At 68.1% G+C, this 23,795-nt stretch carries 17 protein-coding genes and 1 pseudogene; 11 read left to right on the top strand and 7 right to left on the bottom strand.

All coding sequences use genetic code 11. The features are described 5' to 3' along the window. The 6 genes from B9S61_RS30040 to B9S61_RS30015 all read left to right on the top strand — a co-directional run. Positions 1-878 (top strand): IS982 family transposase (locus B9S61_RS30040; RefSeq protein ID WP_374936231.1); only part of this gene is annotated, 878 nt, incomplete at its 5' end. Positions 879-1,107: 229 nt separating this feature from the next. Continuing rightward, the gene (locus B9S61_RS30035) at positions 1,108-2,571 is read left to right on the top strand and encodes a site-specific integrase (RefSeq protein WP_258039923.1); all 1,464 of its coding nucleotides are present in this window, start codon (positions 1,108-1,110) and stop codon (positions 2,569-2,571) included. Beyond that, positions 2,568-4,457, top strand: coding sequence for a hypothetical protein (locus B9S61_RS30030; RefSeq protein WP_103545052.1), 1,890 nt, complete (start codon positions 2,568-2,570; stop codon positions 4,455-4,457). Before B9S61_RS30035 ends, B9S61_RS30030 begins: the two co-directional genes overlap by 4 nt. After that, complete coding sequence (locus tag B9S61_RS30025) at positions 4,454-6,568, top strand: integrase SAM domain protein (protein WP_258039922.1); 2,115 nt, start codon at positions 4,454-4,456, stop codon at positions 6,566-6,568. Before B9S61_RS30030 ends, B9S61_RS30025 begins: the two co-directional genes overlap by 4 nt. 14 nt (positions 6,569-6,582) lie before the next feature. Then, positions 6,583-7,029: a hypothetical protein gene (locus tag B9S61_RS30020; RefSeq protein WP_103545051.1), complete on the top strand. Its 447-nt coding sequence runs from the start codon at positions 6,583-6,585 to the stop codon at positions 7,027-7,029. Positions 7,030-7,099: 70 nt separating this feature from the next. After that, positions 7,100-8,086 (top strand): phosphotransferase family protein, encoded by a 987-nt coding sequence (locus B9S61_RS30015; protein WP_103545050.1) that lies wholly within the window; start codon positions 7,100-7,102, stop codon positions 8,084-8,086. 28 nt (positions 8,087-8,114) lie between these two features. On the opposite strand, the gene B9S61_RS30010 is transcribed toward B9S61_RS30015, so the two are convergent. After that, positions 8,115-8,783, bottom strand: coding sequence for a TetR/AcrR family transcriptional regulator (locus B9S61_RS30010; protein WP_258039921.1), 669 nt, complete (start codon positions 8,781-8,783; stop codon positions 8,115-8,117). A 222-nt stretch (positions 8,784-9,005) separates the two neighbouring features. Here B9S61_RS30010 and B9S61_RS30005 point away from each other — a divergent pair, with 222 nt between their 5' ends. After that, complete coding sequence (locus B9S61_RS30005; RefSeq protein WP_103545048.1) at positions 9,006-11,507, top strand: hypothetical protein; 2,502 nt, start codon at positions 9,006-9,008, stop codon at positions 11,505-11,507. 333 nt (positions 11,508-11,840) lie between these two features. Here the strand turns inward: B9S61_RS30005 and B9S61_RS30000 are convergent, their stop codons facing one another. Continuing rightward, a complete protein-coding gene (locus B9S61_RS30000) occupies positions 11,841-12,524 on the bottom strand; it encodes a phosphotransferase family protein (protein ID WP_103545047.1) in 684 nt (227 codons plus the stop codon). 610 nt (positions 12,525-13,134) lie between these two features. Further along, positions 13,135-14,538 (bottom strand): hypothetical protein, encoded by a 1,404-nt coding sequence (locus tag B9S61_RS29990; RefSeq protein ID WP_103545045.1) that lies wholly within the window; start codon positions 14,536-14,538, stop codon positions 13,135-13,137. Positions 14,539-14,696: 158 nt separating this feature from the next. On the opposite strand from B9S61_RS29990, the gene B9S61_RS29985 reads away from it, so the two are divergent. After that, positions 14,697-17,354, top strand: coding sequence for a DEAD/DEAH box helicase family protein (locus B9S61_RS29985; protein WP_146064986.1), 2,658 nt, complete (start codon positions 14,697-14,699; stop codon positions 17,352-17,354). A gap of 71 nt (positions 17,355-17,425) precedes the next feature. On the opposite strand, the gene B9S61_RS40465 is transcribed toward B9S61_RS29985, so the two are convergent. Then, entirely contained in the window at positions 17,426-17,692 is a 267-nt protein-coding gene (locus B9S61_RS40465) for a hypothetical protein (RefSeq protein WP_181007602.1), read from the bottom strand. 484 nt (positions 17,693-18,176) lie between these two features. Beyond that, complete coding sequence (murF, locus tag B9S61_RS29975; RefSeq protein ID WP_103545042.1) at positions 18,177-19,583, bottom strand: UDP-N-acetylmuramoyl-tripeptide--D-alanyl-D-alanine ligase; 1,407 nt, start codon at positions 19,581-19,583, stop codon at positions 18,177-18,179. 137 nt (positions 19,584-19,720) lie between these two features. On the opposite strand from murF, the gene B9S61_RS29970 reads away from it, so the two are divergent. The 3 genes from B9S61_RS29970 to B9S61_RS29960 are packed head-to-tail and all read left to right on the top strand — an operon-like array spanning position 19,721 to position 22,387. Next, on the top strand, positions 19,721-20,677 hold the full coding sequence (locus B9S61_RS29970; RefSeq protein ID WP_103545041.1) for a D-alanine--D-alanine ligase: 957 nt from the start codon (positions 19,721-19,723) through the stop codon (positions 20,675-20,677). Continuing rightward, positions 20,674-21,744 carry a threonine/serine dehydratase gene (locus B9S61_RS29965; protein ID WP_103545040.1) on the top strand — a complete coding sequence of 357 codons (1,071 nt, stop codon included), beginning with the start codon at positions 20,674-20,676 and terminating at the stop codon, positions 21,742-21,744. The genes B9S61_RS29970 and B9S61_RS29965 overlap by 4 nt, the downstream gene beginning before the upstream one ends. Beyond that, positions 21,737-22,387, top strand: coding sequence for a C39 family peptidase (locus tag B9S61_RS29960; RefSeq protein WP_308457798.1), 651 nt, complete (start codon positions 21,737-21,739; stop codon positions 22,385-22,387). Before B9S61_RS29965 ends, B9S61_RS29960 begins: the two co-directional genes overlap by 8 nt. 84 nt (positions 22,388-22,471) lie before the next feature. On the opposite strand, the gene B9S61_RS29955 is transcribed toward B9S61_RS29960, so the two are convergent. Both B9S61_RS29955 and B9S61_RS41170 read right to left on the bottom strand, forming a co-directional pair. Then, positions 22,472-23,569: an IS3 family transposase gene (locus tag B9S61_RS29955; protein ID WP_258039778.1), complete on the bottom strand. Its 1,098-nt coding sequence runs from the start codon at positions 23,567-23,569 to the stop codon at positions 22,472-22,474. After that, positions 23,566-23,795, bottom strand: a pseudogene (locus B9S61_RS41170) (hypothetical protein); the annotation flags it as partial. The gene B9S61_RS29955 and the pseudogene B9S61_RS41170, both read right to left, overlap by 4 nt.

The following is a 23,795-nucleotide window of genomic DNA, read 5'->3' as shown; positions in this document are numbered from 1 at the left end:
CCCTCGTGACCGCACTGTACGTGAAGATCGACGACGACTTGGCGGGTATCGTGCGGCTGCCGGGCCGGCCACCGAAACTCAGTCACTCGGAGTTGCTGTGCCTGGCGGTCATGCAGGCGATGCTCGGCTTCCACTGCGAGGCCCGCTGGCTGCGGTACGTCCGCGCACACCTCCAGGACATGTTTCCCTTCGTCCCGCAGGATGCCGGCTACAACAAGCGGCTGCGTGCCGCGCTGCCGCAGATCAAACGCGTGATACGGGTGCTCGCCAAGGACACCGACTTCTGGCACGACACGGTGTGGATCACGGACTCGACCCCGGTGCCGTGCGGGATGTCCCGCCCCACGGTCAAGCGCTCGGAGCTGGCGGGCTGGGCCAACTACGGCTACTGCGCGTCGCATTCGCGGTTCTTCTGGGGGCTGCGGCTGTACCTGGTGTGCACCCCGGCCGGGATGCCGATCCTGTGGGCGCTGGCCGATCCGAAGCTCGGCGAGCGCGAGGTGCTGGCCGCGATGCTGGAGGTCGATGCCGAGCTGGTGCGCGTGCGGCCGGGCCTGCTGCTGATCAGCGACAAGGGCTTCGCGTCGAAGACCTTCGAGCGGTCACTGTCCGTACAGGGCATCACGCTGCTGCGGCCGTCGAGGAAGAGGGAGATCCTGCGGCCCGGCGAGCCGATGCTCAAGAAGGTCCGCCAGCTGATCGAGTCGGTCAACGACACCCTCAAGGGCCAGCTCGACCTGGAACAACACGGCGGGCGCACCGTCGAGGGCGTCGCTGTCCGTGTCGCTCAGCGTGTGCTGGCCCTGGCCGCCGCGATCTGGCACAACTTCCAGACCGGCCAGGCGATCAGCCGCTCACTGACCGCCTACGACCACTGACCGTATTCGGAAAGACTCGTCTAGGCTCTCTGGAGTTGTCGGATTCGACTGCTCCGGAGGGGACTTGGACGGGGAAGACGAGGACGGGTGGAGAGTCGAGTTCTACGACTTCCTCAAGCTCCCACCGAGCCTCCTCGACGAGGAACTCACGGCCTTCGGTGACCTTCATGAGCGGGCCGCCCGGAAGGGTGCTCGGCACGGTACCCCGCTGATCGTTCCGCCGACCGGGGTGCTGCCCGATCCTCGCCTGAACCTGTTCTTCCGGGTAAGTCCGATGACGCGCCGGAAGCCGAGGACCTGGCGGCGCTACGCGATGGCACTGGTGGTGTGGCTCACCTTCCTTGCCGCTGTCGGCCGCCGCTGGACGGAGGCAACGCCACAGGATGTGGAGGCGTTCAAAGACTGGCGCCTGACGGACGTCCGGAACCCTGAGCGCATCAAGCCGGGGAGCTTCGACACCGACCGCGCCGCGCTGAACACCTTCTATACCTGGGCATCTGGCGCGTACGCGCTGGCGAACCCCGTTCCCAGTGTCCCGCCCGCCGTGGAGGACGGGCAGCAGGGCGAGGAGATCGGCCCGAACGGTGGCTGGCGCACCCGCGATGGGCTTCGGCCATCGGGCGCCCGGCGGCGGCAGATCAAGTGGATGCTGCGGGCCGCCTTCGAGCAGTGGCGGGACATCGGGTTGCGCGGCTACGGATTCGACGGCCTCCGCGCCCCGGGCTGGCGCGGGGTGAACGAAGATCGCGACGCGGTGTTCGTCGACGGGCTGTATGGCACGGGGCTTCGGTTGCAGGAGTGGGCGAGCGTGCTCGACGTTGAGTTGCCCGTGGGCGTGGACGGGAACTTCCCGAAGGCGTGGCTGGCGGCGGCGTGCATCAAGGGGAGGAAGAAGGAGGGGCGGACGTACCGGATCCCGCGTCGCGTGCTGCGGGACATCGCAGGCTACTGCGACCCGCTGGAGGGATCACGGATGCAGGCGGTCCGGCGGGCTCAGCGAGCGGGCCGCTACGAGCAACTGCCTTTTGTGCGGGTCGTGTCCGGATACAACGCGCGCACCCGCACGTTGCGCATCGAGGGGGCGCCGGAAGGGCTGCTGTCGTTGGATACGGTCGGTCCCGACGAGCGTCGTCTGTTGTTCCGCCGTACGGCTGAGGGGCTGGAGCCGCTTGCTCTGTGGCTCGCGCCGAGCGGGCTGCCGAAGAAGCCGGACGGCTGGGAGGACACCTTCCAGGCCGCGAACGCGAGGGTCGCCGAGAAGTGGGTGGGGTGGACCGCTCCAGAGCTCGAGGGCGAGGAACGCGAGCACCGCATGGGCCTGTGCCCGCTCTGGGCTCGCCCCCACATGTGCCGGCATTCATTTGCCCTGAAATGGTTCTCGCTGCTGTCGATGGTGTGGCAGCCGGCGGTTGACGGCTTCAGTGCCCGCGAGCTGGCCGATCTGCGCGAGCAGTTCGGCGAAATCTGGTACGCGCTGTCCACGCTGCTGGGGCACGACGACCCGGCGGTCACCAAGGACGTGTACCTGGAGCCGTTCACCGCACTGCAGGTCGACTACCTGATGGCGCTCCTAGACGAGGACGAGCAGCCCACGGTGGATGCTCTGATCCGTACGGTCGCCGAGGCCGGCGGGCGCACCCTGCTGCCGGTCGCCGCCGGAGCAGGGGTTGGGAGAGAGGGTGCGGGGACATGAGCACGAGGTCACGCGGCGGTCGGAAGGCGACCCAGCCGCCTGCTGGATGGCAGGCGCCGGAGCGTCTCCTCCCGGAGAGCGGCGAGACTGCCGTGCGGTACCTCAGCCAGTCCGGGGACAGTGAGCGGATCTTCGACTTCGGCGATATCCGTGACAAGAACGGGGACCTGGTCGAGATCCCTGTCTGCGTTCAGCAGTGGCTCGCCCGAATGTTCACCCGCCGGACGTCTCCGCGCTCGGGCGTTACCCGGCTCTCGGGGGCAGTCGCCGTCTACACGGCCGCCACCAACATCGCTCAGTACCTCACGACCCTCGATCCCGCACCGCGCGGTCCTCACGCCATCACTCCCGCCCATATGAAAGGTCTCTGGGATTTCTGCGGCCGAACCCGATCGCAGCGGTCCTACCTGGAGGGACTGCGCGCCTTGCTGCGCGATGACCCGGAACTGCCCGAGGCGTCCCGTGCGGTGCTCTTCGCCCAGCGCCTGCCCGAGTACGACGAGCGGGAGACGACGCTGGCCTACTCGGACGACGAGATGCAGCTGATCATGACCAAGGTCCGGGGCGACGTGCGGCGGGCCCGGGACCGGATCCGCGAGGGGCAGCGGCTGCTGGAACGCTACCGACGCGGAGAGCTCGCAAACGGCACCCCTGATGCCGAACTCGGCACGCTGCTCGATCAGTTCGCGCGGACCGGGGACCTGCCTCGCTATCCGAGCGGCACGATCAAGGCTGAGGCGCACCGTTGGGGCGGCGCCTCCGGCATCGGCCTGCGACTGTGTCTGACGATGCCGGAGCTGATCGCGTTCTGCCTGCTCTTGACGGCGTTGACGACGGAGAACTTCGGCACCGTGGCGAAGTGGCCCGCCGTGCACTACCGGCCGGACGGCACGCTCGCCGACGGCGGTGTCGCTCTGGTGGACGCCGTCAAGCCCCGGCGCGGACCGGAGCGGGAGCACATGGTGACGCCGCTGGAGGATCTTCCGTCCGGGCTGGGACTTCTGCTGCAGGCACCGGAGGAAGAGATGCCGCTGTTTCGTTCGCCGGTGCGGGTCTATCAGCTGCTGCTGGAACTCACCGCAGTCTCACGGCGACACGGCGGCCACACCCTGGCCTTGAGCGGGTACAACCCCAAGGCGATCAGCGCCAAGCGCCGGTGGCACCAAGGCGCAAACACCGGCAACATCGGCCGGTGGGCCACCCGCCACAGTTTCCCCACCGGCGAGCACACCCCGGACGGGCCGCCGCCCGTGGAAGCCCGCCGGATCCGCCAGACCGGCATCGAGCACAGCCGCCGCCCGACTGCGCACACCCGGCGGTCAATGAACGACTACTACCTCAAGCGCAGCCCCGAGGTGCAGCGCGAAAGCCGGACCATCGTCGGCGACGCCCTGCGCGCCGAGGTGACCAAGGCCCGCGCCCGACGGCAGATCCCCGTGATCACGGCCGAGCTGATCGGCAGAGCCCAAGCCGATCTGGATGCGGCCGCCGCCGAAGCCGGTCTCGCGCCGGAGGTTCTGCGACGGCTCATCGAGGGCCAGAGCGATACGGCGGCCACCGGTTGCACCGACCATCTCTCCGGACCCGAGACCGAGCCGGGGCAGCCCTGCACCGCCTCGTTCCTCGCCTGCCTGGACTGCGAGAACGCACGGGCCATGCCGCACCATCTGCCGGTTCAACTCGCCGTGCACGAGCGCCTCTTCGCCCTGCGCCCGCACATGAACCCAGACGTCTGGCGGGTGCGGTTCGAACGGCCCCTGGAACAGCTGGGCGACATCATCGCGCATTACAACGACGCCGAACGCGCCCAGGCGCGAGCGCGCATGACAGATCGCGAACGGCAGCTGGCCGCCGATCTCGCGGACGGAAGGATGGACCTTCGATGATGTCCCGCGAAGCGGCAACCCGTATCCACACCTCGGGCGAGATCACCTGGCCTGCCGACTACACGCTCGTCCTGCGCAGCCGCTCCGTACACCCCGGCACCCCGACTGCGGAGATGGCCACCTTCGGCGACAACATCTGGCCGCTGACGCCCGCCCACCCAGACCTCCATGCCGACGCGATCAACCTGCACTGGAAGACCTACCCGCCCACGCTGGCCGACCAGTTCAAGTGCTTCGTCCTGGCCACCTTGGACCACCCCCATCCTGTCGCCATGAGCGGCCAGAAGACCCACGACCAGGCCGGCTGCGGAAACATCAAGATCTGGTTCATGCGCCAGCGGCCCTTCGCCATCTGGCTGGAGCACCACGACGTCGCGCAGCTCAGCGACGTCGACGACGGCCTGCTGGACGCATACCTCGAGCACGTACGCGCCCTGTCCGTGAGCGACGGCGCCAAGTACCAGCTGCTCAACGCGGTACGTGCCCTGTGGGCGTACAGCGAGCATCTGCCCGCAGACTGCCGGCTGGACACGGCTGTGCCGTGGAACGGCGCCCCCATCGACGACCTGATCGAGCGTCTGCCCCCAGGCCGGTTCAACGCCACGCCGCGGATCGCCGCAGCGACGATGGAAGCGCTGCTCGACTGGGCACTGAGGATCATCGAAGACCTCGGGCCCGACATCTGCGCAGCCTGGACACGCTTCGAGCTCCTTGAGGCCGGCCGCCACCCCTCCCAGCAGGGCTTCCAGGGTCTGAGCCCACGCGAACGCTTGCTGTCGTTCACCGAGGAACTGGCCCGTACGGGTGGCGCCCTGCCCGGCGTTCCCGGTAACCCCGGCAAGATCAGCGCCTACCACCTCGGGCGGCTCCTCGGGCTGGAAAAGCACCGGCGATACGAGTACCTCGCCCAGCAGGGACACGTCCTCGCTGACGAAGCCGGCATTCCGATCGCGGACGACTGCTACGTGGGAACCATCAGCGGTCGCATCAGTGACCGTCCATGGCGAGACCGGCCGATCACCGTGGCGGAACTCCCGCGCCTGATCCGCATCCTGATGGCCGCCGGTTTCGTAGTGATCTGCTACCTGACGGGCGCCCGCCCCGGGGAGGCCCTGGCCCTGCGCCGAGGATGCCGCGCCGTCGACGAGGAGACCGGCGAGCTCCTGATCCAGGGGCGCAGAGGAAAGGGCTTCGACCGCACCCCACTCGACCCTGTTGATCCGAAGCGCCCCTGGGTGACGGTCCAGCCCGTTCACGACACCATCGCCATCCTGGAGTCTCTCCACGACGCCGATCTTCTGTTTCCCGCCAGCTTGCACAAGAAGACCCGCAGAGCACGGCAGTTCGCTCCCCGGACCTGGCAGATCAACAGGGACATGGAGATCCTGCTCGCCTGGGTCAACGACACCTTCGCGCCCGAGAACGGGAGCCTGCCGATCCCACCGGATCCCACCAAGCACCTGCACGGCTCACGCTTCAGAAGGACCCTGGCTTACTTCATCGTCCGCCGGCCGCGCGGGCTGATCGCTGCCGCGCTGCAGTATTCGCACGTCTCCACCAAGGTCACGCTCCGCTACGCGGGGGAGGGCGACGCCTCGTGGCTGGAGGACCTCGCAGTCGAGAAGCTGGAGATGGTCCTGGAACAGAACGACGACGACTGGACCCGGATCCAGGACGGTGAGCACGTCAGCGGGCCGTCCGCCGACGAGTACCGGTCCCGGCTCCGTGGCGTGGCTCGGTTCTCCGGACGCGTAGTGCGTACCGTCCGCAGCATTGAGCGCCTGCTCGACCAGGCCGATCCCGACATCCACCACGGGGACGCCATGACCTGCGTTCACCGTGCGGAGACCGCCGAGTGCCGCAAGGAGAAGCTCGCCCTCGGTCTGGCGGCGGACAGCGGCCCTGACGAGTCGTTCTGCCGCAGCTCGTGCAGCAACCTGATCTACACCGACCGCGACATCGCTCAGCTCCGCGGCAAGCTCTCCGCCTGGGACACGACGGCACACGATCCCCTTTCCCCGCAGCCACGGCGCGCACGCGCCGCCGCCCTGGCCGCACAAGCGCGCTCGATCATCGAGGCCCACGAGGCGATCCGCCCCGTCACCAGGTAGAACGGCGACGCCGCATGACATACAGAAGAAGGGACAAGGACGCCGAACGCGCAGCGATCCGCGCCGCTGCTGCCCGCCTGCTCGCCGGCACCCCCCTGCGGTCAACCACCGGGAAGCTCACCGGCAGCGAGCTGATCATCGAAAGCGGCCTGCGCCGAGACGCTGTCTACGGCGACCACAAGGACCTCGTGGAGGAGTTCCAGGCCCAGGCCAGGGCCCAGTCCTTCACCCCGGACGCAGTCCAGAAGGTCGCCGAGGAGAACGCGACCTTGAAACAGGATCTCAAGGACGTTAAGGCGGCGTTGGCCACAGAGCGGGAGAGGAACTCGGCGCTGGTGCGGATGGCCGCGGAGCTGTCGCTCGAACTGGAGCAGGCCCGCGCCGAGCTCGAATCCGCGCAACAGGTCTCTCGGCTACCCGGGGCGCGATCCCCGCGCCTTCCGCCGCGGCGGCGCCGGTGACCTGACCTTCGCGAGCCGCCGCCCGCGATACGGTGCCTGGGCAGACCGCGCCAGTGGAAGGACGACGCTCATGGAGTTCCGGCCCATCACACGGGCCCCCGGGGCATTCCAGCAGTCCGTGACCGCTGACGACATCGAGGCGATCTGCCGCCGTGTCTTCGGGCCGAGCACCGAGGTGGCGGCCGCGGCCGAGCTCGGCACCGGGATGTACAACTCGACGTACCAGGTCACCATTGCGGGCCGGGACCGGGCGGTGATTGTTCGGATCGCTCCGGAGGAGGAGCGCCAGTTCACCTCGGAGCAGGCATTGATGCGCAACGAGTACGCGAGCCTGCCGCATCTCGCGGCGCTCGCGCCTCTCCTGCCGCGCGTCCTCGCCGCCGACTTCACGCACGAGGTCGTCGGCCGGGACTACATGGTGCAGTCGTTCCTCGACGGCGTCCCGGCGGCCGAGCGCCTGCGCACGTACCCGCGGTCGCTGTGGCCGGTGTACTACCGGCAGCTCGGCGAGATCGCACGGTGCGTCCACGATGTCCTTGGCCCTGGTATCGGCCCCATCACCGGCCCCGTATTCGGCAGTTGGAGCGAGGCGGTCGTGGCTTCCTTGGAGGACATCGCCACGGACCTGGAGGGCATCGGCCTCGACGCATCCAATGTACGCAAGGTCATCATGGCGGCACACCGCCACCAGGCCATCCTCGACGAGATCACCGAGCCCCGGATGCTGGCTGGGGATCTGTGGCTCCCCAACACACAGCTTGATCATCAGGCCCCGGAGCCCGTGATCACCGGCGCGTACGACTTCGACCGGACCTGCTGGGGCGATCCGGCAGCTGACTGGACCATCCGCATGGTCACGGCCAAGTCCGATGAACGGACCGCGTTCTGGGACACCTACGGGCCGTTGGACCAGTCTGAGAGCGCTCAGTGGCGCCAGCAGATCTACGAAGCCCGTCACCTGGGCGCCATCCGCCTTGAGCGGCATCGCCTCGGCAACCATGAGGGTGTACGCGCCAGTTACGACTCCATGGCGGACATCCTGGCCACAGTGGGATGAACGGCGTCGGCGGACGTGCGGGGCGCCTTCATCGCTTGCGCGGTACGCCGCATAGGGCTAGGAGGTCGTCCATCATGTGCTCGAACAAGGGATGATGGTCACCGAACGAGGAGGCCAAGTGCCCGTAGACTGCCATGCAGAGCAGTCCGTAGATCTGCCGCCAGCACGTGATCATCACCATGGCGACACCGGGCGGATATTCGTGCTGCATCAACCGTCCGTAGGCCGTCACCTGCGACCACAGACGCGGTTCCACATCTTCCTCTGAGGGGGACGACAGGATGCCGCGACGCCACAGTTGCGTGAAGGTCTGACCGAACAGGCCGCCCAGTTCCCGGATGAGTACCTGGTCGACAGGCCGGCCGGAGGCGACCAGCCGCGCGTAGCCAGTCCCCATGAGGAGATCGAACTCACCGGGGTTCGTCACCGACCAGTCCAAGACGGCGCGGGTGGCCGCGTAGAGTTGACCACCGAAGTCTTCTGCGTCCATCGCGCCAGCAGCCTCAGCGACGACGGACACGAAGTCACGTGTGACCGCTTCGTAGAGGGCAAGCGTGAGGCCGGCCTTTCCCTCGAAGTAGCGATACAGCGCCGGTGGGGTCACCCCGACCTCCCGCGCTACCGCCGAGAGGCTGAGGGCCTCAACGCCCTGCGTGGCGATGAGCTGGCGCGCCGCTGCGAGCGCGTCCTGCTCCAACTCAGCGCGCAGGCGCTCGCGACGTGACGCGGGCCGACCGGCATCCCCTGTAGCGGAGGATCGCATTCGCACCTCTCAGTGGCTTGGATTGAGACAAGTCGGCAGCTCCGTCGCGAAGTTGACAGAGCACCGAGTTGCGGTGATGCCATGTTATGTGGTTAATACTCTTCACTCCGTTGATGGGTGTCACGCCTCACCCTGGGCCCTGTGAAGGGATAGCGCATGACCATGCAACACAGGCGGGTCTGGGGGCTCAGTGTCCTTCTGGCGCTGGCGCTGCTGGTCGGAGGCGGCTTCGCCTTCTGGAAGATCCAGGAGTCCGCCACCCGACTCACGATCAAGATCGAGGGTCTACCGAGCAAGGCCCGGCCAACCCTCACCGTCACTGGGGCCAGTGGCTTCAAGCAGTCGGTCACGGCCTCCACCACCCTGAGCGTGCCCCCGGGAACCGTCCGCGTGGCACCGGCGCCGGTCAAGTCCGCCCGTGCGACCTACTACACCCCGGATGATGTCCTCACCACTGAGGTGGGCAGCGGCCGGTCCGAGCGACTGACGGTCGACTATCGAATCGCGGTTGCCGACAAGGCCCGCATCCTCGACTACAGCGACCCCGGCTTGGCCGAGGCGACCACGGGCAAGGACAAGGAACTGCTGTTCCGAGCTGATGCCGAGAGCGCACAGAACCTGAAGGTCGGCGACATCCTGCTGGCCGCAGAAGGGCCGAAGACGCCACAGGGCCTGCTCCGCCGGGTCGTCAGCCGCGAACGCCGCGGAGACCTCCTGGCAGTCGGAACATCACCGGCGCAGCTCAGCGAAGCCATGCCGAAGGCGGTCCTGAGGTTCGAACGTACGTCGTCTGGAGCATCTAGCGCAGAGCCCGCCGTACAGCCGGCCTCGTACCGGGCCGACGATCCAAGCGAGGACGGCGAGATGGCCATCAGGATGGACACCTGGCAAGGCAAAGGGAAACTCAAAGGTGTCAAGTGCGGCACCGGAATTCCGCTGCTGAAGCTGGAAACAACGCGGCCCCAGATCGACCTCGCGGGAACCGACCTCGGCTTTAACTTGCCCGATGTAGCCTGGGCACAGGTCCAAGCAAGGTTTCAATACTCGGCGAAGTGGACCTTCGGCACTCCTCACGGCGCACACTGCAGTTGGGAATACGATGCGCCCACGAAGCTGCGCCTGCCGCCCTGGACCGCGCGACTTCTCCGGGTAGGGCCGTTCAGTATGCAGCCCGAGGTGGAGTTTATTGCAGGCATTGAAGCCAGGGCATCGACAGGGATGAAGGTCGAGTCCGAAGGCCGGGAAGACTTCACGGTCAAGTCTCGGCTGAGCCTGCTGCCCTACGCCTCGGCAAGCGTCGACGGCTGGCCCGGCAAGTACGAGACCCGCCTCTCCGGAGCGACCGAAGGAAAGCTCAAAGGGAAGATCGGCCTCCGACTCAGCATGAAGGCGAGCGATCCTGTGGAGTTCTTCACCGCCGGATTCTTCATCGAAGCCGCGCTAGCAGCCGAGGGCGGCATCGAGCCAGCCAAACCTGAGGCCAAGGTGGAGGCATTCTGGGAAGGCGGCATCGGGATGAAGGTGGAGCCGCCCGGGCAGTTCAAGGAAAGGCAGATCGGCGCGTCCTTTCCGGGGCCGAAGTGGACGCTGTGGAAGTCGAAAGACCTTATGCCGCCCCTTGCTTATGCCACAGACCGTGCCATCAAGGTGAAATCAGGCGCAGCAAGCCCCGACACGGTCGCCTCGCTGCCCGTTGGCGCGGCCGCTCGCCAACTGACCTGGTCGCCCAGCGGCAAGCAACTCGCGTGGACCACTGAAGCAACAGCACTGGGCCAGAGCGATGGGCGCGTGTACTTGGCCGACCTCACCACAGGAAAGATTGGCAGTTGGGAGTGTAGCTGCCAGATCTCCTTCATCGGGAACAAACTACTCTCCAGGTGGAACAGCCTCGGCGGAGAGGAGGCAGGCTTCGCCTGGTATCAAATCGGGAAAGAAGCAGCCAGCGCGGTACAACTGGACAACCCGGAGATCCTTCACCAGGGACAGACCGACGAAGAAGCTCTAGAGGTGGCCAGGAACTACTGTGGGACCGGAGGCTGTTCCACGATGGACCTTTACGGAGGAGCGGCAAACACAGGGGACTCGCTCATCGGGATTCGATGGAACGATTGCCGCACCAAGGTCTTCCGCGTCAACTCGCAACTGCAGGCTTCCGCTATGACCGTAGCCGACCTCGCCTACGACAGTGTGGTCGAGCCCGGACCCGACGGGCAGTGGTTGATGTCAACTTGGAACCACGGCGGCTGCGAGGGCTTCGGAAAGCAAGGCCGGACGGACTTGGTGGAAGTGACCAAGAAGGGGCAACTGAGCACGGCTCCGCTTCCCTCTAGTTACCGGTCCTGGATGGCGTGCTATCTCTGGTATGACGAGAAGAAGACGCCTCATGCCGTTCTCGCCCCTGCAGTCGACGACGGCGACATTTGGGCAGACGAGGAGCCGTGCGTTCAGCAGCCACCTAGGAACTTCCGGACCCTGAAGAAGAACGGAAATTTGTGGGAAGAGTCCACTGACTCAGTGCTGTTGCGTAGAACACAAGGGGATTGGAGTGCCGAGCTCCATGTTGGCGGGCGGCTAACGGCTGAGAATCCCAAACAGGAACAGCGCATGGAAATCTCCGAGCGCGTCAAAACGTTCGCTTGGAGTGCGGGAACGAAGTAGTGTGCCGCGCCCCCGGCTAGGGTGCATGCTGCTTGGGGGCGCGGGTACCGGCTGGCTCGGCCATCTGCGCCGCAGAAGGCTCCCATGTCGTCTTCGTGCACGCCTGGATCACGGTCCGAGCCTGGGCCAGGAGCATGACTCGACGCGTCAACGAACACCCCGACCGCGACGAGAGGCCGCCGCCTCGTCGGTGGCGGCCCTTCGTGTGCCCGCCTCTTCCTCGAAAGCGGGCGGACGCCCCCGTGCTCCGGGATTGAGTTGACCGGCGTTCCGGCCGCGGTCCGGCGGAAGTGTCGCAGTACCCGACAGCACCACTTCCGACAACCGACTTGCCTAATGAACCGTCCACAGATCTCCGGTCAGCAGCCTCGGCTCGACGACTTCGTCCAGCACACTGCGGTCGTGTGCTGCCGCCGCGGCGACCTTCCGTACGTCGGCCGCGTCCAGGCCGACGCCGTCCAGGTCGGCGGCGATCTCCTCCAGCGACGTGATCACCGCCTCGCTCCACGTCCCGTACCCCGGGCCGCCGACTGGACCGAAGTACGCGCCGCGCACGTCGTGCACGGAGCGGGTAATGGCGCCCATCTGCCGGAAGAACGTCGGCCACGCGATACGCGGGTACGTCCCCAGGTGCTCCGGAGCCGGGACGCCGTCCAGGTACGTCTGGATCATCCAGTCCCGGCCGATCACCTCGTGCGACCAGTCCGCCGCGATCACTCGTGGCATCAGCGGCGCGATCACTGCCAGCCAGGGCACGGAGGCGTATTCGTTGCGCATCAACTGCTGCTCGGAACGGAACTGACGGCCCGGCTCCGGCGCCACCCGCAGGATCACCGGCCGGTCCTGGCCAGCCAGCTCGACCTTGTACGTGCTGTTGTACATGCCCATGCCCAACTCGACGGCGGACAGCGGGCGGCTCTCGGATCCGAAGGCCCGGTCGCACACCGACGTGATCTCCTCGGGGTCCAGCGACTGCTGGAACGCTCCGGCGGCACGCCTGACCGGACGGAACTCCATGAGACTCCTCGGAACTCGTGTGAGGACACCAACGCAGAGCGGCACCGCCCGGTCAGTACGAGGACGCTCCGGCTTGGCGCCTTGGCACGGCCCTGGACCGTACCCCAGCGATGCTATCGAGGGGTGCGGCGCCAGAGCCTCAGCCGCAGCGACAGGGAAGCTCCCCGGAATTGAAGATCCCGAAGTGCCCTCAACGCCGGGGTTGTGTCAACTACATGAGCCGCACGGCGCCATGAGGCTCGCACTGTGCGGCAGCTGCCGCACAGTGCGAGCCTCAGCGATCTGTCGACGCAGCCGCTCGATTTCGTCGTGCTCGGCGGCGAGCCGAGAGATGCCCAGAACCTTGCACTCGGTGAGCTCGTCGATCTCTTGATCGCGGGCGAGGACACGCACCCTCAAGTTGGCGACCTCGGTCTTGAGTCGCTCGATCTGTGCGTCGCGTGGGTTCGGTCACGTATTTCAGAGTGGCACCCGCAGGTCGCCCCGGAGGGCAACACCCGGCGATGCTCGGGCGTCCGACTGCGTGCTGCGCTCGATGACCGTCCCCCTCGCCCGCGCCGGGTGACGACGGCTCTTCTGCCGCATCAGCGCCGGTGCATGCCCGCTGTCCCTAGCACTTGCGGTGGCCGTGTGCGGAGGGGGGCAGGGCCATGTCCAGCAGGGTGTCGATGGTCTTGCCGTCGAGGCCGCTGTCCAGGTGGAAGGACCGGCGGAGCAGGCTGCCGACCTTGGCGGGAGACAGGCCCAGGCGTACGCGGGCCTTGAGGCAGATCGCCCCGAGGAGGTTCGCGCTGTCGCCGGGCCGGTGCTGCAGGTACCAGGTCAGCAGCTTCACCGAGCCGCCGGACAGGTCGGACAGAGTGATCTCCTCCAGGTTTTCGCCCTCGCTGCCCCTTCGTTCGACGACGTCCTCGGCCAGACGGCCCAGGATGGCCTCGACCAGCACGTCACGCACGGGTCCATGAGGGACGAGGCCCTGGTTACTGCCGTACATGAGGGCGGCTGCCGCGTCCCACGCGAGGTCATCGGCAACGTTCTGCGCCACGTCGCCTTTCATGTAGGGGCGTTTGCCTCTGCCCGGCTGCGGTTCTGTCAGGGTTTCGTGGAAGACGCGGCGCAGCCGGTTGTGGTCGGCCACGAGACCGGCGGGCTGGGCGGTGTCGTACACGGTGGTCGACGACAGCAGGGCTTCGGGGCCGTGTTTCCGGCGGTAGTTTTCGGCCCAGTCCTGTGCGACCGGCACGGACCACCGCATGCTGCCGCCGGACTCGTCCTGTGGTTCGGGCAGCTCGTTGCGCCCTGAGCTGTACTTGGGGTCGGGCAGGTCGTCGGTGCTGATGGCCGCGATCTTCGCCAGCCCCGCCGTGTCGATCAGGCTGTCCAGTTCGGGTGCATGAAGGTCGACGATGCAGGCGCCGAGCGGCAGCACGCCCGGCTGGGACGCGCGGAGTTGCGCCCACAGGGCCAGGTGGTTCTTCCAGTTGGGCACGGGCTGATCGCTTGCGGTGAAGCTGGCGATCTTCAGGATGCTGGCGCTGTCGGGGTTGCTGGTGGAGTCCAGCAGGTCGGCCGCGGTGATCGTGGTCGGGTTGTCGACGGGCCGGGCGTCGTTGCGCTCGAAGGCCCAGTCCCATACTTGCCCGGGACGGTGCCAGCGTTCACCGTTCCACCAGTAGCCACCGTGCCGGTGGAGGAAGCCTTCGCGGCCGTGCAGCCAGTCGTGGTGCAGGTCGCTCTGGTCGCCGTCGTGGATGAGCAGCACAGTGCGGCCGTAGGGCGGGTGGTGGAACACGGCCCAGGCAAAGGAGGGGTTCTTGGGCTCGGTGGTGAACGCGACCCATCCTCCGTCGGGTGTGCGGTCGGCCCGGCCCCAGAGCCCTTCGCCTTGATTGCGGCCGGTGCGTTCGATCGCGTCGGGGTTGTCCAGGGGTAAGCGGCCGTCGTTGATGAACGGCAGGCCCGGGACGGGGTGGTCGGTGCTGGTGCCGTTGGCCACCGGGCGTATGCGGTACACGGCGGTTTCCCCCTCTGTGTGGCGGTGGTTGATCGGGATGAGGGAACGCTAGCCCGCGGGCGAGCCGGATATGCCTCGTGGGACAGTCCCGTACGTTCCCGGCGGTGATCCTGGCCGATTTCGCTGCGTGGCGCGCGCCGAGTCTGGATCATGAGGGTGTGGAGGACTGGTCCGACTGCTTCGACCCTGACGAGTTGCGCATCCGTCTCGATGTGGCTCTGGAGGAGAACGCAGAGCTGCGCGAGGAGGTCGGTCGGCTGAGCGCGGACAACGCGCGCCTGCGCAGCCTTCTGGGCCTCGGTGTCCGAAGCGGTGCCTCGTCGATGCCGCCCGTTGCCGAGCCTGTGGCGCCGGTGCCCGTCAGCGGGGTCGGCGGGCTGCCGTATGCGGATGCCTCGTCGAGCGCCGAGGCGAAGATCGCCTTGTTCCGGGCCTTGTTCGCCGGCCGGGAGGACGTGTACGCGCGCAGGTGGGTGAGCGCGAAGTCCGGTCGGACCGGTTGGAGCCCGGCCGAGGACGACCCGTTCGACAGGAACAAGGACGATGCGGACCGGGTGTTCTGGCCGCTGACCGAGGAAACGGTCTACCGCCACCTCGATCCGTCCCGGCAGGGCCGCAGCGAGCTGCACATCGGCCTGTACCCGCTGCTGGCCGACGACACCTGCAGCCTGGTCGCGTGCGACTTCGACGGCAAGGACGGCAGCGACTGGCGCGCGGATGCCGCCGAATACGCCACGGCCTGCGAGCAGGCGGGCGTTCCCGCCCTGCTGGAGATCTCCCGTTCGGGTAAGGGCGCGCACGTGTGGACGTTCTTCACCGCTCCCGTCGCCGCCACCACCGCCCGCGCGCTGGGCATGGCGCTGGTGCGCCGGGCGATCGACGCCCGCGGCCAGATGGCTCTGTCCAGCTACGACCGTCTCTTTCCCGCCCAGGACTTCCTGCCGACCAAGGCCAAGGGCAGCTTCCAGTTCGGCAGCCTGATCGCGCTCCCGCTGCACGGCGCCTCCCGTGCCCAGGGAACCACTGTCTTCGTGGACCCCAGTACCTGGGCGCCCTACCCGGACCAGTTCGCCCACCTCTCGCGCACCGAACGTCTCACGCCGGCCGAGGTCGAGACGCTCGTCGACAAGCTCGGCCCGGTCAAGGCCGGACCGTCGGCGACCGCGCCCGAGCTCGGGCCCAGGCCTCGCAGGAAGGCCCTGGGCAAGGCGCCGGCCGTGGTGCCCGCGCGGCTGTCCGCGATGCTGGCGATCTCCACGGCCGGGCTGCCTCCCCAGCTGCTCGCGGCACTCAAGCACACGGCGTCATTCCACAACCCGGAGTTCTACCGCAAACAGAATCAGCGCTTCTCCACCTGGAATACACCGCGTCTCGTCTGCGGCTTCGACGGCACCGACCCAGACTGGCTCAAGTTGCCGCGCGGCCTGGCGGATGAGGCCGCACAGTTGGTCGCCGCCGCTGGCGGCACGCTCACCATCACCAGCGAACTGCCCGAACATCCCTCGATCGACGCACAGTTCACCGGCGAGCTGACCGAAGTCCAGCAACAGGCCGTTCAAGAGGTGGCCGCGCATCCCACCGGGGTCCTCGTGGCGCCTCCCGGCGCCGGAAAAACGGTCATGGCCTGCGCTTTGATCGCCCACCACCACATGCCGACAGCAGTGATCGTCAACCGCAGCGAGCTGCTGGACCAGTGGAAGCAACGCCTGACCGCCTTCCTCGACCTCGGCGGCCACCAGGTCGGCTCGCTCGGCGGAGGCAAGGACCGGCGCGGGCACGTCGTCGACCTGATCATGCTCCAGACCCTGTCCCACCGGGATGCCCCCACCGACCTGCTGGACGGATATGGCCTGGTCATCGTGGACGAGTGCCACGCCGTGGGGGCGCCGGGCGCCGAAGCCGCGATCCGCAGGGCGAAAGCCGGACGCTGGGTCGGCCTGTCCGCGACCCCCTACCGTGCAGACCAGATGGACCCGGTGATCACGATGCAGTGCGGCCCAATCCGCCACGAGATCGAAGACGCCAGCACCTTCGCCAAGCACCTCGTCGTGCACCCCACCACGTTCACCACCGACGAGCCCGGCAACGACGGCGCCTCCTTCCAGGCCATCTACACCGAACTCGCCCACCAGGCCGACCGCAACGCCCAGATCGCCACGGACATCGCCGACGCCGCCCGGCGCGGCCGGTGCAGCCTGGCCCTGACCAACAGGGTGGAACACCTCCACCAGCTGGCCGAGGCCCTGAAGCCGCACGGCGTCGAGCCCCTGCTACTCCACGGCGGCCTGCCGGCAGCCGAACGAGCACGCGTCCGTGCCGCCCTGGCCCAGGACGACGCCAGACCGCTGGTCCTCCTGGCGATCGACAAGCTCGTCGGGGAGGGCTTCGACCAGCCTCGCCTCGACACCCTTTTCCTCACCAGCCCCATCTCCTTCAAAGGACGCGTCATCCAGCAGGTCGGCCGCATCATGCGCAACACCGAGGCGAGAAAATCCCACGTCGAAGCCCACGACTACCTCGACGCCGACGTCCCGCAACTGGAACGCATGCACCACCGGCGCCGCCGCATCCTCGAGCGCCGTGGCTTCACCACGACGCCGCCGGCGAAGCTGCCGCAGCCGCCGAGAACGCCGCGGCCGGTCGCGCAGACCACCGCGGCAACCGCCCGTACCACACCGGCCGTCGCTGACGTCCGGGCCTGGGCCCGCGACCAGGGCATCGACGTCCCGTCACGCGGCAAACTCCGCCAGGAGATCTGGGATGCCTGGCACACCGCTCACCCCGAACAGACGCACACCGCCGCCTCCGCTCAGTGACCCACCCGTGCACATAGGCGGGACAACTACCGGCGACGGGCGATCACAAAAGCGTGCGCCGACCAACGGAGCTACCTCGAGGCCACCACCTGGGGCACGCGCCGGCCCAGCCCGAAAGGCGTCTTCTTACCGTCGAGGACTCCGGCCTGGCTGAGCTGGCGCATCACGGCGTACAGCACCGACCGCGTCACATCGGATGGCCACAAGGAGGGCTGGCCCCAGAACTGCCGCCAGCTCGGACCATGCCCGTGCGCGTCGCGGAAGGCATCGAGCCACCCCAGGGCCCGCTCACGCCACACAGGATCACCGGTCAACCGTGCGGCACTCTCCTGCACCATCTTGCTGGACCTCCACCACACCCAAGGGTGCGCCTCGGGCCCGAGAACTTTCGCGAGGATCTCCAGCCCTACATCGGCAGTGATCTCCGGGCAGAGCGGGCAGTCCACCACAGCCGCGTGGACGCCTGGACGCTCGCCGCTCGGTCCTGACGAGCGGCCACGCGGCTCTTCGCCGCAGACTTGGTCATGATGTCACCTTTCCGGCTGGAGCCAGGGAGCCTCAAGACGGCACGCGGCAGCCCCGGGGCTCCACTTCGCGCGGCGGCAAGCGGCGCCACGGCACCGAGGGACGGGCCTGGCGCGGCGGCAGTGTTTCGCCGTTTCTGACCGGATCTGGGGAAGGCATCACACACCCCGAGTGGATGAAGATGTTCTGGCAGACCCGCAAACTCGCCAGGACCACCGCGATCGGTGAACTGCGCCTGTCACACCTCAAACTCGAGCAACGCCACATCCGCGGACGCGCGCGCTCGACGCCATTGAGTCACAGGCCACGGTCTCCGGCCATGGTGTCGGGCTGGGCCAGGCGCACGGCCGTGTGCTCCAGCTCGACGCTGTGAGAGCCCTTGACCAGGACGATGTCCCCCGGCTGGATCAGATCACGGGCCAGGGTCAGGGCGTGGTTCCTGTCGTCGGCGCCCACGACCTTCAGCTGCGGGTTGTCCTGCTGGGCAGCTTCGGCCATGGCCCGCGCGTCGTCGGCGCCGACTGCGATCAGCACGTCGATGCCGGCGGTGGCGACGAGACGGCCGACTTGCCGGTGCTCCTCGCCGCCGTCGGCGCCTAGTTCCTTCATCTCGCCGAGGACGGCGATGGTCCGGCGGTCGTCCTTCATGGCCGTAAGGGCGGTGAAGGCTGCCTTCATCGAATCGGGGTTCGCGTTGAACGCGTCGTTGATGATCCGGATCCCGTCGGGCCGGTCGGTGACCTCCATGCGCCCGGATGCGACCAGGACCGCGCGGGACAGCGCGGCCGCCGTCTTCTCCACGTCGGCGCCCAGCCCGATCGCGACGGCGGCGGCAGCCAGTGCGTTCGACACGTGGTGCACGCCGTGAAGGGAGAGAGCGACTCGCGCCTTGGTGCCGGCTGCCGCAAGGGTGAACGAGGCCCGGCCGGAGGCGTCGACGGTGACGGCCAGGGCCCGGACGTCGGCGTCGTTGTCGACACCGAAGGTCAGCACCCGGGCGGAGGTACGGGAGGCCATGGCGGCGACCAGCGGGTCGTCAGCGTTGAGGATCGCCAGGCCGGCCGTAGGGAGCGCCTCGACGAGCTCGCCCTTGGCCTGCGCGATCTGCTCTCGGCCGCCGAACTCGCCGACGTGGGCGGTTCCCACGTTGAGGACCAGGCCGACCGACGGCGGGGCGATGCGGGTCAGGTGGGTGATGTGGCCGATGCCGCGGGCGCCCATCTCGAGCACGATGTAGCGCACGTCCTGACCAAGGTGAGTCACCGCCAGCGGCATGCCGATCTCGCCGTTGAACGACTTCACCGTGGCGATCGTCGGCCCGAGCTCGGGGAGGACCTGCGCGATCAGGTCCTTGGTGCTGGTCTTGCCCGCCGAGCCGGTCAGCCCGATCACCGTCGCCTCCGGCACTTCGGCCAGCACGGTGCGGGCCAGTGCGGCGAGCGCGTCCAGCACGTCGTCGACTACTACGGCCGGGACACCGACGGGACGGGCGGCCAGGACCGCCACCGCCCCGGCTTTCACCGCGTTCGCCGCGAAGGCGTGCCCGTCGGTGTGCTCACCGGGCAGTGCAGCAAACAGACCGCCGGGCTCGACGGTGCGCGAGTCGACGACGGCGGGCGCGGTCATCAGCGCGGACGGGTCCGGCACGTCGCACAGACGGCCGCCGACAGCGGACGCGACGGCTTCGAGCGAAAGGGGGATCACGAGAAACGCACTCCGAATCAGCAGGGCTTGCCCGGCACGGCCAAGCGCCCGCCGGTTCAGTCCATCCGACCGTAGCGCCTGCAAGTGCCGGCGCATCTGAGACCGGCCACAGCCCCGAGGAACAGGAGTACAACCTGATGACGATGCAGTCTCTTCAGCCCGGCCGGATCGCCGTCGTCTCCGGCGGCAGGTCCACCGAGCGGGAGCGGTCCTTGATGTCCGGCCGCGCCGCCCTGGAGTCCCTTGACCGGCAGGGCTACACCACGGCGTTTCTCGACTCCGCCGACAAGGACTTCACTGACCAGATCCGGGGCGCGGATGTGGCCTTCCTGGCCATCGCCGGGCAGTACGCCGAGGACGGCAAGCTCCAGGGGTTACTGGAATGCCTGAACATCCCCTACACCGGCTCCGGTGTGGCGGCCTCCGCCGTCGGAATGCACAAGGTCCGCGCCAAGACCCTCGCTGCGGCCGCCGGGGTGGCAGTCCTGCCCAGCGTCACCCTCCCGGCTCGCGACGGTGACGTGAGCACGCAGGCCATCACCGGCATGATCTCGTTCCCACTGATCCTCAAGCCGCTGTCCGAAGGCGGCTCGATCGGGATGACGGTCTGCCGCGACACCGACCAGCTCACCGCCGCCCTGCGCACGATCGACCCGGCCGACGGCTGGTTCGCCGAGCCGTTCACCACCGGCACCCCGGTGAGCTGCGGGGTCCTGGAGATCGACGGCTTGCCCGTCGCCCTGCCGCCGTTGTCGACGATCCCCTCCGACGCCGACTTCTACGACTACGCCACCAAGCGGGACAAGACCAAGTACCGCTATGAGTACCCGGCCGACCTCCCCGACTCCGCCCTCGAAGCGATCACTACCGCCTCGCTCACCGCGCACGACGCCCTGGGCTGCTCGGGCTACTCCCGATCCGACTTCATCGTCTCCCCGGACGGCCGCCCGGTCTGGCTGGAGATCAACACCCTGCCCGGCCTCTCGCACACCGGGAACCTCGCCACCATGGCGGCTGCGGCGAACATCGACTACGACCAGCTCATCCACCTGATCCTCGCCACCGCCACGACCAGCGGGGGGTACCGGCCGTGACCGAGCTGACCGCCCGCGACGTCCAGGACGCCGCCGCCAACCTCGAGCCGGTCGCCGCCCGCACCCCGGCCCTCTCCGCGCTCTCCCTCGACCAGGCTGCCGGCTGGCCGGTCGTGTGCAAGGCCGAGAGCCTCCAGCGCACCGGATCCTTCAAGTTCCGCGGCGCCTACCACCACGCCTCCTCCCTCCCCGCCAAGGAACGCGCCCGCGGCCTGGTCGGCGCCTCCTCCGGAAACCACGCTCAGGCTCTCGCGCTTGCTGGCAGACTCCTCGAAGTGCCGGCCACCGTCGTCATCCCCGCTGACGCCCCGGCCCCGAAGGTCGAAGGCATCCGCGCGCTGGGCGGCAGGGTCGTCACCTACCACCGGGACTCCGAGAACCGGGACGCCCTCGTGGCCGAGATCGCCGCCCGTGACGGACTGGCCGTGGTCCCCTCGGCGAACTCCCGGCACATCATGGCCGGCGCCGGGACCGCCGCCCTGGAACTGCTCACCGACCACCCCGAGATCGAGACTCTCGTCGTGCCGGTCGGCGGCGGCCTCGCTGCCGGGACCGCCGCCCTGGAACTGCTCACCGACCACCCCGAGATCGAGACTCTCGTCGTGCCGGTCGGCGGCGGCCTCGCTGCCGGGACCGCCACGATCGCCAAGCACCTCTACCCCGGTATCAAGGTCATCGGCGTGGAACCGGAGGAAGGCGCCGACACCCTGTTGTCGATGCGCTGTGGTCAGCGCATCGCCCTGCCCGAGGTCCCGGCAACCATCGCCGATGGCCTGGGGCACACCAGCCCCTCACCGATGACGTGGGCCGTGAACTCCCGGCTGCTCGACGCCGTCGTGACGGTGACCGACCTGGACATCACCACCGCCATGGCCTTCGCTTTCCGGCACCTGAAGGTCGTAGCCGAACCGAGTGGCGCTTGCGTCCTGGCCGCCGTCCTCGCCGGCCACGTCCCCCACGAGTCGGGGATGATCGGGGTGGTGATCTCTGGCGGCGGCGTGGACCTGCCCACCTTCCACCGGCTGATCAGCCAGGCCACCCACCGGAAGGAACCCTTACGTGTCTGACCACCAGTTCGACACCGTCACGCAGTACGCCAGCCCGGATCTGATCGCCGCCTTCGCCTACGAGGGCCGCGCTCACGACGACGATCCCCGCTGGGCCGAGTCGGGCGCCCCCGACCTCGAGACCTACGGCCGGTGGTCCGGCCACATGTGCGGCATCGCCTGCCTGCGCATGGCACTCCTCGCCCGTACCGGCAACGCGCCCACCATGTTCGAGCTCCTCGACGGCGCCCGGAAATACGGGGCGTACACCGAGGACGCGGACACCGACGCGATCCGCGGCCTGATCTACGCCCCGTTCGTCCAGTACGTGCGCGATGTCCACCCCCTTGACGCCGAGGTGCACCGCACCCTGACCGTGCCCGACCTCCTCGCCCTGCTCGACGACGGGCGCATCGTGATGGCCTCCGTACACAAGGAGATCCGCCGCCCCGAGAATCCCGCCCCCGGCAAGGGTGGCCACCTCGTGCTCGTCACCGGCCGCCAAGGCGACACAGTGCACTTCCGCAACCCGTCCGGCCACACCCCCCCAGGCCCGTGCTGCGAGCCTGCCCGTCGCCACGTTCGCCGACTTCTTCGGCGGCCGGGGAGCGTCCTTGACCTGACGCTGCAAAGGCCGCTCCGGGCCGAGCCCGACGCGCAATGACAGGGCGGTGGGCGTCCATGCGAGGCGGCAGCCCTCGCGGGTCGGCACGGAACCTGTCAACGTGATCAAGGCAGGTAGTTCGTTCTATCGCTGTGCCGGGATCGTTTGATCGTCGTGTCGGAGGTCGGCCGGCTTGTTGATCCAGGCGGCCTCGGGCAGTTTCGGTGGCTGGGGTGGCTTTCGGACGAACCGTTCGGGGTGTTGTTGGTAGACGCTCGTGAGGACGTCGGCTCGCATCTCGCGGAGCTGGTCGGCGAGCCCGAAGTGCACGTCGAATGGGGCGTGCATCGCTATCCCGGAGTGTCGGTGGGCGAGGTTGTACCAGTCGAAGAAGCCGGTGCACCAGGTGCGGGCGTCCTCGATGCAGCCGAACCGGTCGGGGAAATCGTGCCGGTACTTCAAGGTTTTGTACTGACTTTCCGAGTACGGGTTGTCATTCGACGTTTTCGGTCTCGAATGGGACTTGGTGACGCCCATATTGCTGAGCATCTGCGCGACGTTGTGGGCGATCATCGGCGATCCCCGGTCGGAGTGGATCGTCAGCTTCCCTTGCTCAACGGGGTACTTGGTGATGGTGGAGGACAGGAACTGCTCGGCGAGGTCCTTGTTCTCGGATGCGGCGATCATCCAGCCGACGGTGTAGCGGCTGTAGATGTCGATGATCGTGTAGAGGCAGAAATAGCTTCCCCGATACGGGCCCTTCAGCTTCGTGATGTCCCACGACCACACCCGATTCGGAGCGGTCGCGATCAACTCAGGCTTCTTGCGGGGCGGATGCGTGGCCTGCCGACGGCGCTCGCGGACCTCGCCGTGTCGGCGCAGGATCCGGTACATCGTCGCCTCCGAACACAGATAGGTGCCCCGGTCCAGCAGCACCGCGTAGATCTCGGCCGGTGCCATGTCGACGAACTCGGCCGACCGCAACACCGCCAGGACCTCCGCCTCCTCAGCCTCGCTCAGGGCCCGCGGATGGCGCTTGCGCTCCAGCGTCGGCTTCACCGGCGGCGGGGACGTGCGGTGGTGGCGGTACCAGGTCGCCCGGCTCACGCCGAGCGCGGCGCATGCCTTGACCCGGCCGACCAGGAGGGACAGCTTGCCCAGGGCAACCGTGCGGGCCGCCTCGAAGGCCGACTCGCCCTCGCCGACGGGCACGCCAGCGGACGCCGCTTCCGCCAAGGTCACTTGCTCTCGCCGTTGTTCGTCGTGGCGCTGTCCGTGGCGAACTGGTCGAGCAGCGCGGAGAGTTTTGACTGCACCTCGATGACGGTGCGTGCCTTGCCCAGCTCGGCTCCCAGCTTGGCGTTTTCGGACTTGAGCCGGGCGATCTCCTTGTCCCGCGGATCGGTCTTCGGCCGACCCGCCGATGCGGCGAGCGCCGCCTCGGCACCCTTGTCCCGCTGCTGACGCC

The organism is Streptomyces sp. SM1, from assembly GCF_002910825.1.
Classification (GTDB): Bacteria; Actinomycetota; Actinomycetes; order Streptomycetales; family Streptomycetaceae; genus Streptomyces; species Streptomyces okerensis.
The sequence above is the reverse complement of the archived record's forward strand: the minus strand, read 5'-3'. Positions and strand labels throughout refer to the sequence as shown.

Bases quoted from the DNA above. Each gene is read 5' to 3' on its own strand.
- B9S61_RS30025 (WP_258039922.1), top strand. From the start codon at position 4,454: ATGATGTCCCGCGAAGCGGCAACCCGTATCCACACCTCGGGCGAGATC.
- B9S61_RS40465 (WP_181007602.1), bottom strand. From the start codon at position 17,692: ATGGTGCAGGAGAGTGCCGCACGGTTGACCGGTGATCCTGTGTGGCGT.
- B9S61_RS30015 (WP_103545050.1), top strand. From the start codon at position 7,100: ATGGAGTTCCGGCCCATCACACGGGCCCCCGGGGCATTCCAGCAGTCC.
- B9S61_RS30000 (WP_103545047.1), bottom strand. From the start codon at position 12,524: ATGGAGTTCCGTCCGGTCAGGCGTGCCGCCGGAGCGTTCCAGCAGTCG.
- B9S61_RS30030 (WP_103545052.1), top strand. From the start codon at position 2,568: ATGAGCACGAGGTCACGCGGCGGTCGGAAGGCGACCCAGCCGCCTGCT.
- B9S61_RS30005 (WP_103545048.1), top strand. From the start codon at position 9,006: ATGACCATGCAACACAGGCGGGTCTGGGGGCTCAGTGTCCTTCTGGCG.
- B9S61_RS30020 (WP_103545051.1), top strand. From the start codon at position 6,583: ATGACATACAGAAGAAGGGACAAGGACGCCGAACGCGCAGCGATCCGC.
- B9S61_RS29970 (WP_103545041.1), top strand. From the start codon at position 19,721: ATGACGATGCAGTCTCTTCAGCCCGGCCGGATCGCCGTCGTCTCCGGC.